This is a genomic window from Pullulanibacillus pueri, assembly GCF_014639255.1.
In the GTDB taxonomy this organism is placed as follows: domain Bacteria; phylum Bacillota; class Bacilli; order Bacillales; family Sporolactobacillaceae; genus Pullulanibacillus; species Pullulanibacillus pueri.
On the sequence record NZ_BMFV01000006.1, the window covers coordinates 145,933 to 154,946 of the forward strand.

13 protein-coding genes are annotated in these 9,014 nt (G+C 40.3%); 5 read left to right on the forward strand and 8 right to left on the reverse strand.

Annotated features, from left to right (window positions below):
- Positions 1 to 45: 45 nt before the first annotated feature.
- The gene (locus IEV91_RS05970; RefSeq protein ID WP_188496500.1) at positions 46 to 501 is read right to left on the reverse strand and encodes a GNAT family N-acetyltransferase; all 456 of its coding nucleotides are present in this window, start codon (positions 499 to 501) and stop codon (positions 46 to 48) included.
- 316 nt (positions 502 to 817) lie between these two features.
- Here IEV91_RS05970 and IEV91_RS05975 point away from each other — a divergent pair, with 316 nt between their 5' ends.
- Together IEV91_RS05975 and IEV91_RS05980 are read left to right on the forward strand one after the other, a co-directional pair.
- A complete protein-coding gene (locus tag IEV91_RS05975) occupies positions 818 to 1,144 on the forward strand; it encodes a PadR family transcriptional regulator (RefSeq protein WP_188496501.1) in 327 nt (108 codons plus the stop codon).
- Positions 1,141 to 1,794, forward strand: a complete 654-nt coding sequence (locus IEV91_RS05980; RefSeq protein ID WP_188496502.1) for a permease prefix domain 1-containing protein — start codon at positions 1,141 to 1,143, stop codon at positions 1,792 to 1,794. The genes IEV91_RS05975 and IEV91_RS05980 overlap by 4 nt, the downstream gene beginning before the upstream one ends.
- Before the next feature lie 59 nt (positions 1,795 to 1,853).
- Here IEV91_RS05980 and IEV91_RS05985 read toward each other — a convergent pair whose 3' ends face one another.
- Together IEV91_RS05985 and IEV91_RS05990 are read right to left on the reverse strand one after the other, a co-directional pair.
- Positions 1,854 to 2,534 (reverse strand): DUF554 domain-containing protein, encoded by a 681-nt coding sequence (locus IEV91_RS05985; RefSeq protein ID WP_188496523.1) that lies wholly within the window; start codon positions 2,532 to 2,534, stop codon positions 1,854 to 1,856.
- Between the two features lie 107 nt (positions 2,535 to 2,641).
- Entirely contained in the window at positions 2,642 to 3,166 is a 525-nt protein-coding gene (locus tag IEV91_RS05990; RefSeq protein WP_188496503.1) for a DinB family protein, read from the reverse strand.
- Between the two features lie 232 nt (positions 3,167 to 3,398).
- On the opposite strand from IEV91_RS05990, the gene IEV91_RS05995 reads away from it, so the two are divergent.
- Positions 3,399 to 4,631 carry an SGNH/GDSL hydrolase family protein gene (locus tag IEV91_RS05995; protein WP_188496504.1) on the forward strand — a complete coding sequence of 411 codons (1,233 nt, stop codon included), beginning with the start codon at positions 3,399 to 3,401 and terminating at the stop codon, positions 4,629 to 4,631.
- Between the two features lie 60 nt (positions 4,632 to 4,691).
- Here IEV91_RS05995 and IEV91_RS06000 read toward each other — a convergent pair whose 3' ends face one another.
- Together IEV91_RS06000 and IEV91_RS06005 are read right to left on the reverse strand one after the other, a co-directional pair.
- Positions 4,692 to 5,252 carry a DNA-3-methyladenine glycosylase I gene (locus IEV91_RS06000; RefSeq protein WP_188496505.1) on the reverse strand — a complete coding sequence of 187 codons (561 nt, stop codon included), beginning with the start codon at positions 5,250 to 5,252 and terminating at the stop codon, positions 4,692 to 4,694.
- A 179-nt stretch (positions 5,253 to 5,431) separates the two neighbouring features.
- Positions 5,432 to 5,905: a hypothetical protein gene (locus IEV91_RS06005; RefSeq protein ID WP_188496506.1), complete on the reverse strand. Its 474-nt coding sequence runs from the start codon at positions 5,903 to 5,905 to the stop codon at positions 5,432 to 5,434.
- 179 nt (positions 5,906 to 6,084) lie between these two features.
- On the opposite strand from IEV91_RS06005, the gene IEV91_RS21855 reads away from it, so the two are divergent.
- Positions 6,085 to 6,213 (forward strand): hypothetical protein, encoded by a 129-nt coding sequence (locus IEV91_RS21855; RefSeq protein ID WP_268236356.1) that lies wholly within the window; start codon positions 6,085 to 6,087, stop codon positions 6,211 to 6,213.
- A gap of 361 nt (positions 6,214 to 6,574) precedes the next feature.
- Here IEV91_RS21855 and IEV91_RS06010 read toward each other — a convergent pair whose 3' ends face one another.
- The 3 genes from IEV91_RS06010 to IEV91_RS06020 form a co-directional block, all read right to left on the reverse strand.
- A complete protein-coding gene (locus IEV91_RS06010) occupies positions 6,575 to 6,928 on the reverse strand; it encodes a VOC family protein (protein WP_188496507.1) in 354 nt (117 codons plus the stop codon).
- Between the two features lie 56 nt (positions 6,929 to 6,984).
- Positions 6,985 to 7,350 (reverse strand): cupin domain-containing protein, encoded by a 366-nt coding sequence (locus IEV91_RS06015; RefSeq protein ID WP_188496524.1) that lies wholly within the window; start codon positions 7,348 to 7,350, stop codon positions 6,985 to 6,987.
- A 103-nt stretch (positions 7,351 to 7,453) separates the two neighbouring features.
- A complete protein-coding gene (locus IEV91_RS06020) occupies positions 7,454 to 7,807 on the reverse strand; it encodes a winged helix-turn-helix transcriptional regulator (RefSeq protein WP_188496508.1) in 354 nt (117 codons plus the stop codon).
- A gap of 190 nt (positions 7,808 to 7,997) precedes the next feature.
- On the opposite strand from IEV91_RS06020, the gene IEV91_RS06025 reads away from it, so the two are divergent.
- A complete protein-coding gene (locus tag IEV91_RS06025; RefSeq protein WP_188496509.1) occupies positions 7,998 to 8,861 on the forward strand; it encodes an SDR family oxidoreductase in 864 nt (287 codons plus the stop codon).
- Positions 8,862 to 9,014 lie beyond the last annotated feature (153 nt).

Sequence of the window (9,014 nt, forward strand, 5' to 3'; positions counted from 1 at the left end):
CCCTTATTTTTACATAATCACCTCAGATATTTCTCCTAAATCCCATCACAATTCCTTTGTCATAAACATACTATTGGGGTCTTCAGTATAATCCGAAAAGGGCGCGCAATAGCGAAAACCTAATGTTGTATACAGTCTTCGAGCAGGCTCGAAAGCTGCCATTGATCCTGTTTCTAAGCTGAGACGCTTATAGCCACGCCTTTTTGCCTCTTCAATGATATGAAGTAGCAATCGATTAGCAACACCTTTCCTGAGATGTGTTGAAGAGGTTCGCATCGATTTAATCTCGCCATGCTGACTGTCAAGCTCTTTAAGAGCGCCACAACCGACAAGTTCCTCTCCCTCCCACACACTCCAAAAGGTGATTTCTGGTCGGCGCAAGGCTTCAAGGTCAAGCGCATGGATACTTTCTGGGGGAGAATGCAAAGCCATACTCTGAAGATGTTCACTTAATAACGCAGCCACTTCAGGTCCAGACAAATCATCGACTTTAATTTTCATCACTTCACCTCTTGAGTTTCAAATTTTTCATTCTTCGGATTGAGAGCGTCTTGATTTTACAGTACTAGAAGTTCAACTTACTCTGACTGTAGAAGTAATGTCTGTAAGCCCTCGCCCTTGCTTTTTTAATATATTACCATTTTTCAGAGATTCCCTCTGGCTAAAGTTATAATTAAAAGACTATGACAAAAATCATTATTAGATTAAAAGAACATGGACAGGCGATTTGGGAATATAGAGTATTATTTTAAACATGCATTGTAATACAATGCACGTTGTTATACAATGCATAGAGACCTAATTGGAGGAAAAACGTATGGACAGAGAACGACTCAAAGGAAGTATTGAGATTTTATTACTTTCTTTATTACTTGAACAAGACTCCTATGGTTACGACATGACAAAAAAATTAAGAGTCTTAAGCGATGACTCCTACCGTATGAATGAAGAAACGCTCTATCCAGCTTTAAAGCGATTAGAAAACAAGGAATGTGTGACTTCTTATTGGAGTGAGGAAAAGGAAGGTCAGCGTCGAAAATACTACTCAATTACGGAGCATGGGAAAAAGGTTCTTAATGATAAGCTAAATCATTGGAGACAGATCAATCGACTCATTGACAAGACATTGGGGGGAGCCACGTGAAGGATATTGATCTTTATGTCAACGAAATTGTTGCAGACTTACCCATTGGGGAGCTTGAGAAAGAAGAGCTCAAAGAAGAGCTTTCCTTACATCTTCATGAACATGTCAAGGAACTCATGATTAAAGGCTATTCGAACGAAGAAGCTATGGAGAATGCCATCCAGTCTTTCGGCAATGTACGGGCACTGAATTGGCAAATGAAAAAGGCTGTGTTCCCTTATTATAAAACCATGAGATATCTTTGGAACGCTATTTTTGTCACGGCTTGCATTTGGACGATTGCCTACTATGATAATACATTTTACCATCGAGAAATGGGCAATTTTTTTCAAGAGGGAGGCATCGAGGTTTTTGTTATCATCGCGACCATTACTGGCGTATTTGAATTGGCCTATGAAGCTATTAAAAAGGAATTTAACATTAAATGGTTGACCAATCCATGGTGTTTCTTTTTATTACCCTCTTTTTTTATTTCCGGGCTATTGTCCATCTCCTTCTTTCAAAACCCAGAAAAATATGCCGATGGGTTTTGGATTGATTTATTTGTGATGCCCATTGGTGCACTTGCTCATCTTACCTCTAGACAGCTTTTTACATTGATTTTTGTTCAACAGAGCAAAAGGAGACACGGCGGCAGACACCACATTTGATGAACACAAAGGCCTTCTCTTTTTAGGGCGAAGGAGTAGCTTCCCTCGCCCGATCATCACTACCAGAGCAATGCTTTGAATGCAAATACAATCACTGGGATCAATAATGAAGGCAAAAGGTTTAGCGTTTTAAATTTTTTAATGCCTAAAATACTCAATCCAGTACTTAAGATCAGTATGCCTCCAATGATAGAAAGCTCGGTCAGCAAGTCTTCCGTCATAACATTCGCCATCGTATCAGCTGTTATATAGAAAAAGCCCTGCCACAAAAATAAGACGAGTGCAGAGGCGGCAATGCCTATCCCAAAGGATGAGGCTAATACCATTGAAGTCACACCATCTAATATGGCATTCGTAAATAAGTAGGTTTCATTCCCTTTTAAGGCACTTTCAATAGGACCTAAGATTGACAACGTCCCCACACAAAATAACAAGATAGCGGTCGATAACCCTTCTGCCAAATGACTTTTTGAAAATCTACCGACCAGCTGTTGAAATCTTTTCTCTAGATTAATCCATTCCCCAGCCACTCCCCCAACGGCCAAACTTATAATAAAAAGTACGGGATAATGACTTGACGGTAAATACTGCACAACGGAACTGATACCTAAAGCGGCCGCTGCTAAGCCCATGGCCTGCATTAATATGTCTTGATAATTTTTCTTTAGCCCTTTTTTGAAAATACTTCCAATCGTACTGCCAACCAAAATGGTTAGGCAATTAAAAACAGTTCCTATCACTTTCGTCTCTCCTCTAATGCTCATCCAAACCTCTACAAAATCCATCTGTAAAATTGAATCAGATTTTTCTTTTAAATACTCTGTCTCATCGTTATCCATCAAGCCTATTATTTCTTCAATATACCGAGGTACTCAATCCAAGGTCCAACATCCGTCCTATACCTCTCAGCCATTACCCGCACAATTTGTCTTATATGTGTTAAATCATGAACAACCCAAGCCGAAAGCAATTCTCTTACTCTTACTTGACCAAATGCCGGGTGGCGTCCAGTGAGTCCCAGATGCACCTCAGGATCAACAAGCTGTTTGAGCCTTGTCATATTTTCTATCCTAAGCGCCTTAAATTCAAGTAACTTCTGTTTGATCGTCCCGTCTTCCTTTTGGCTTAAATGTGAAAAGCGATCAAAAGGTGGGAAGACCTTGCTCTCACCTTCCTCAAGGATAAAAGCGAGCCTCGGCATCCAGTTTGTCTTCTCCCCTTCAATGAGATGGTCAATGACTTCAGTCACATTCCAAGTCCCATCTCCTTCGTTAGATTGCAGCCATGCCTCTGATAATCCCGTTAAAAAAGTGCTCAATGTCTGTGGTGTCCGTTCCAAAACTTCAATAGCTTCATTCATATTAAAATTCATCACACGCCCCCTTTTCGTAACATTGTCATTCTTTCATACTTACTTTCTTTTAACTGGCTCGAGTTCCCCTCTACCTAAACTTTAGTCAAAAGACTTCCAGTCAAATGCTTTTTTTGTTTAATGGTGTCACCCAAAACTTTTTATGCGTGCTGACGAATACCTTTAATTACCTAGTCTTTTTGAAAAGAGACAGAAACTTAAAATTCAAAGGAAAAGGGAGTTCTGCATTAACATGAGTCCAAGAACACGCAATGGTTTAATTCTCGCAACCATTATGGTTCCAATCCTTATGTTGATCATCGGCATGGGGTTTAAGTTTAGGTCCCTTGCCTCCCCTCAAAGCAATAAGTGGGTAAGTGCTTGGTATGCTTCTCCCCAGAAGCCGCTTGAGGACGGGATATCTCATAATGGCATTCACCAACAAACGATCCGCATGGTTGTCCAGCCACATATGGATGGAAATAAACTCCGCATTCATCTTTCCAATGCCTTTGGAACAAGGGCTGTCACCTTTAAACAAGTCGATGTTGCCCTTACGACTAGCGGAGCGAAAACAAACTCTGGTTCCCATCAGAGTGTGACATTTAAAGGCAAGAAAGCTATCACGATTTCAAAGGGAGACACCGACGTCAGTGATCCCATTTCTATGAAGGTTAAAAGTAATGATAATTTAACTGTGAGCCTTTATGTTCAGGATTCTGGACCTGTGACCTGGCACCGTTTTTCTATGCAGAGAAGTTACCTTGCCAACGGTAATCATGTCACGGATAATGACAAAAAAGCTTATCTTACCAGTGAAAATGCGTGGTTTTGGCTCAATGGTATTGATGTTTACACACGATCATCCGTTAAAGGGACAATAGCAGTCCTCGGTGACTCGATCGCCAACGGCAACCATTCAACTGAAGATACCAATCGTCGCTGGCCTGATGACTTAGCCAGACGACTCAATACACAAATGCCAATGACTTGGTCTGTCGTGAATGCCGGTCTCTCTGGAAATCGGTTGTTAACCGAAACCCCTGATATCGGAGAAAAACTAGAAGATCGTCTCCAACGAGATGCCTTCAATCTCACAGATATTCAGGCTATTATCTTGCATGAAGGCTTGAATGATATCCGCCAACATCCAGACGAAACGAGCGCCGATGACATCATTGTCGAAATGAAAAAGATTATTTCACTTGCTCATAAACATCACCTTAAGATATACGGGGCAACACTAGGACCCTATGAGGGCTCCAGCTTATACACGTCCAAAGGTGAAAAGACAAGAGCAGCCGTGAATCATTGGATTCGAACGAGTGATGCCTTCGATGGCGTCATTGACTTTGACAAGACGCTAAGAGACCCTAAAGACCCTCAACGCTATCGCCCAGGGTACCATGCTGAAGATAACTTTCATCCAAACGATAGAGGTTATCAAGCGATGGCCAATGCCATAAAGCTTTCTTTGTTTAAATGAGACAAAGGGACAGGAACGGTGTCCCACCCCTTGGGACACTGTTCCTGTCCCCACGTCCCGCTAGCTGCACTTAGAGCAAATACACTGCTTTATATGATCATTGACAACACCCGTTGCTTGTAAATAGGCATAGATGATGGTTGTTCCTATGAATTTAAAGCCACGCTTTTTTAAATCCTTACTGATTTGGTCACTTAAGGGGGTATTGGCCGGGACTTGCTGCAAATCACTCCAACAATTAACAATCGGTTCTCCTTGTACATAACCCCATAAGTACGCACTAAAGCTTCCAAATTCGTCTTGAACCCTTTTGAAGGCCTGCGCATTAGTAATCACAGATTCTAATTTTCTTCGATTGCGAATCAAGCCTTCGTTCTGAATGAGCTCATCGACTTTTTCGGGAGGGTAATTCGCAATGATATCAACATCAAAACCATCCAATGCGACTCGATAATTTTCACGTTTTTTGAGTACGGTATACCAACTCAAACCCGCTTGTGCCCCTTCTAAAATAAGAAATTCAAACAACGTTTGGTCATCATGGACAGGCACTCCCCACTCCTTATCATGATAATCAATGTATAGCGGATCTTCATTGACCCAACCACAACGCTCAACCATCTCAATGCCCCCTTTCTTTTTTAATAGTATATCAGAGTTCTTTGATAATCAGTGCTTTTAAAGGGATCCACTCGTCGCAAGAAAGGCTTAAAAAATGAATGAAAAAGCGTTGTCCATCCTAAATAATAAGTCACCCTAAGTAAGAGTGACTAAAAAGAGACCGCACGCTTTGTGATACATTATATTTTCTTAAAACTACTCTTTTCAATTTTACATACCCACTCATGATGCACGAGCAAGATCATCAGTAAAACAGGGTCCAAAAGGATGGAGTAAAATAAGTGCCACCAACCATAATGAAAGTATCCCCAAGGTCGAGGAGACAAAGCAAGGATTTCATAACTCAATAAAAAGATAAGCCACAATACAGAATAATAGAACTTCGTAAGCCGTGCTCCCTTAAAAGGAAACCAATTTAAGAAAATCACATTGACAGGGGGGATTAGACATAAATAAACCAAGAGATTGTGCCAGTCAATCTCTTTACTAAAATACCAATACCCATGCCATTTCCCATCAACATAAATATCAAAAACAAAAAGAAAAATCATTGTAAATGACCAGGTTTGTACTATGTGATTCATTGTAAGGTGTTTATTCATTTTATAGACAACTGTATTAAATAAAATACCGGAAATCACGAATAACACCATTCTTCAATAACGCCTCCACTGCTTCCATTCAAACCTAACTCTTATTTTTACCTACAAATTGGAATTGATTCTCGACCAAAACAGCTTAAGGCCAAACAGGCTCTTTTCTTACATAAATTCCAATGTTTTCGTTAAAAATATTTTCGTCATTGCACCTAAACGAAGGAGTGAGCTAACTCGTGAGTAAAAATGCAAAATCAAAACGCAACATTATAAAAGGTAAAGACGCTGTGCAACCAAGTACAAGTGGAGACCGAATCACGATTTCAAAAACCAATAGAGGTTTGGAGAACAGAAAAGAGGACTAGCACTTGATCCCTCCCAGTGAGGGATTTTTGTCTGACATTTTCTGGGAATACATCCCCATCCCAATCACAGTGAAGGCAATACCAAAATATAAAACATCCACAACAAGAATCGCTCCCGATGTCGATCTCAGGATGTTTTTAAATGAAATAAAATGAGGGAACAATAGGCACGTAATTCTCTAAAAAACGACTCAAAATTCATTTTTTAAATTTTAGAGTCGTTTTTTTATAAAGGTATTAGGTTGTCACGAAAATCAAAAGATTTTCAGTGACCTCGGAAAATGCCAGCTGGCTTTTATTGTCTTTCCTATAAAATGCGATGGCCAAATCCATTTAACCTTTTCTACCACTCTAAAACACTTCAACATTGACAAATCATTAAATGGTTACCATCTGGGTCTTGGATATTAAAATAGTGTTGATGCTCAATCTTAGTAAGGATTTTAACATTTTGCCTTTTCATAGCTTCATAGGCTTCTTCAATATTGAGTGTATTGAAATGAAACGCTGGGGTTTTAAATACTGTCTCCTCTGAGTAGATTTTACTGTCTAACACGATCCCCGCCCCCTCCATAGGGATGACATAGAGATGTCCAAAAAGAATGTCTCCTTCTTCCACTAATCCTAAGAGCGCACAATACCATGCTCTTGCTTTTTCAATATCTTTTACTGGAATAAAGACGGTTCCGATTTGATTTAAAATAGGGCTGCTCATCAAAATACCTCCATCAAGCCATTTAGTCTTTTAAGCCGCTATCGCTTTTGTCCCATTTATAGCCAGACATCATTTTCTGCCGTCAATTCCGAACTTGTTTCTCCTGTATTGACAACACCTTTAGGTTCAACGATCAGCGCTTGGCATTCCTCTTGAGCATAAGTCTTGTGTTCCTTGCCCTTAGGAATGACAAACATTTCCCCTTCAGAGAGCGTCACTTCTCCATCTCTAAAAATGATGGACATCTCGCCACTTATAACGATGAAGACTTCATCAGTGTCTTTATGATCATGCCATACAAAATCTCCTTGAATCTTAACCACCTTAAATTGATAATCGTTCATCTCAGCTATGACTTTAGGTGACCATTGCTCACTGAATTTTGAAAATTTATCATTTAGATTGATCGCTTGAGAGAGCATCATTATCTCCTCCTTCCCATTTCTCACTTCTCTATTTTATAATTTTAAGAAAACATTGCCCATCTTTTTTTAAGGAGAAAATGCTGACAGGAACGCCCTCCTGTCACTGGTCACTTTTTAAATGCTTTTTCCCCCATTCCCCCATCATATCGAGTATTGGGATAAAACTGACGCCCTTTGGTGTTAATGAATACTCAACTTTTGGAGGAACTTCTTTATAAACCTCTCTATGGACCATCTCATCTTCTTCCAGCTCCCGTAGCTGCCGTGTCAATATGCCTTTTGAAATTCCTGATAGTGATCGGTGGAGTTCATTAAATCGTTTTGTCCCCTTGCTGAGATACCACAATATCATGAGTTTCCATCTTCCAGAGGTTAAATTTTGCGTATAGGTCACAGGACAGATTTCTTCCTTTTCCTTAGGTGGATTTTCGTTTTGGATAAAATAACGGGCCATGATCATGCCACTCCTTAATGGTACTCTTTTTGTGACTATGTAATAATAAAATGACTACTTTTATTTTCAGAACTATGGATATACTATATACCTATACTTATAATTCAACAAGTTCATTCATGATAGGCATGCTGTCATTTCGTGATCTTCATACATGTCACGGAAAATAGAGATATAGGAGGACAATAGAATGACACTATTAGTCACAGGGGCTACCGGAAAGCTCGGTTCAAAAGTCGTAGACATTTTATTAAAAACGGTACCTGCATACCAGCTTGCAGTGAGTGTGCGTCATCCGGAGAAGGCAGAAGGATTACGCACGCGTGGAGTAGACGTCCGTCAAGGTGATTTTGACCACCCAGAGTCATTAAAAACTGCTTTTGCAGGAGTCGAACGCTTATTAATCATTTCTGCCGATGGAGATAACGAAACCCGAATCCCGCAACATAAAAATGCTGTAACAGCTGCCCAAGAGGCTGGTGTAAAATTTGTGGCTTATACGAGTATTGTGAACGCAAAAAACAGTAAAAATTTCCTTGCGCCTACCCATCAAGCCACAGAAGAAGCGATCTTAAAAACAGGGATTCCCTATGCCTTCCTACGTAACAACTGGTATTTAGAAAATGAAATTCCTAGTATTCAAGGTGTTTTAACGGGTGCCCCATGGGTCACATCAGCCGGAACGGGAAAGGTTGGCTGGGCACCACAACAAGATTATGCAGAAGCAGCAGCCGCCGTCCTTTCTCATGAGGGACATGACAACACGATTTATGAGCTTTCCGGCAAGCTTTTGACCCAGGATGAACTTGCTGCCGCTGTTGGGACGGTATTGGGTAAGGAAGTTACTGTACAGCATGTCGATGATCCCACTTACGCACAGGTGATGAAGGATGCAGGCTTACCAGATTTTCTAATCCCGATGCTTGTAAACATTCAGAAAGACATTCGAGAAGCCACATTGGAGATTGACAGTGATGATTTCGAAAAGCTTCTCGGTCGCCCGGCAACACCAGTGAACGAAGCCCTGACACAAATCGTGAACACAATCAGATAAGGAAAATTTCCTACCGAACGCCTCCTTTGTCAGTTTACAGTCTTACACTTTAAAAAAGTCTAAAATGAAGTCGACCCTATCTCAGAATGATATGCTCCCTTTTAGGTAGACAGATTAAAAAATAAAAATCTGTTCTATCTAGGGGGAGCTTTT

Excerpts from the sequence above, each read along its gene's own strand:
- IEV91_RS05995 (WP_188496504.1), top strand. The coding sequence starts at position 3,399 with ATGAGTCCAAGAACACGCAATGGTTTAATTCTCGCAACCATTATGGTT.
- IEV91_RS05975 (WP_188496501.1), top strand. The coding sequence starts at position 818 with ATGGACAGAGAACGACTCAAAGGAAGTATTGAGATTTTATTACTTTCT.
- IEV91_RS06005 (WP_188496506.1), bottom strand. The coding sequence starts at position 5,905 with ATGGTGTTATTCGTGATTTCCGGTATTTTATTTAATACAGTTGTCTAT.
- IEV91_RS05970 (WP_188496500.1), bottom strand. The coding sequence starts at position 501 with ATGAAAATTAAAGTCGATGATTTGTCTGGACCTGAAGTGGCTGCGTTA.
- IEV91_RS05990 (WP_188496503.1), bottom strand. The coding sequence starts at position 3,166 with ATGAATTTTAATATGAATGAAGCTATTGAAGTTTTGGAACGGACACCA.
- IEV91_RS06010 (WP_188496507.1), bottom strand. The coding sequence starts at position 6,928 with ATGAGCAGCCCTATTTTAAATCAAATCGGAACCGTCTTTATTCCAGTA.
- IEV91_RS06020 (WP_188496508.1), bottom strand. The coding sequence starts at position 7,807 with ATGGCCCGTTATTTTATCCAAAACGAAAATCCACCTAAGGAAAAGGAA.
- IEV91_RS06000 (WP_188496505.1), bottom strand. The coding sequence starts at position 5,252 with ATGGTTGAGCGTTGTGGTTGGGTCAATGAAGATCCGCTATACATTGAT.
- IEV91_RS06015 (WP_188496524.1), bottom strand. The coding sequence starts at position 7,350 with ATGCTCTCTCAAGCGATCAATCTAAATGATAAATTTTCAAAATTCAGT.
- IEV91_RS06025 (WP_188496509.1), top strand. The coding sequence starts at position 7,998 with ATGACACTATTAGTCACAGGGGCTACCGGAAAGCTCGGTTCAAAAGTC.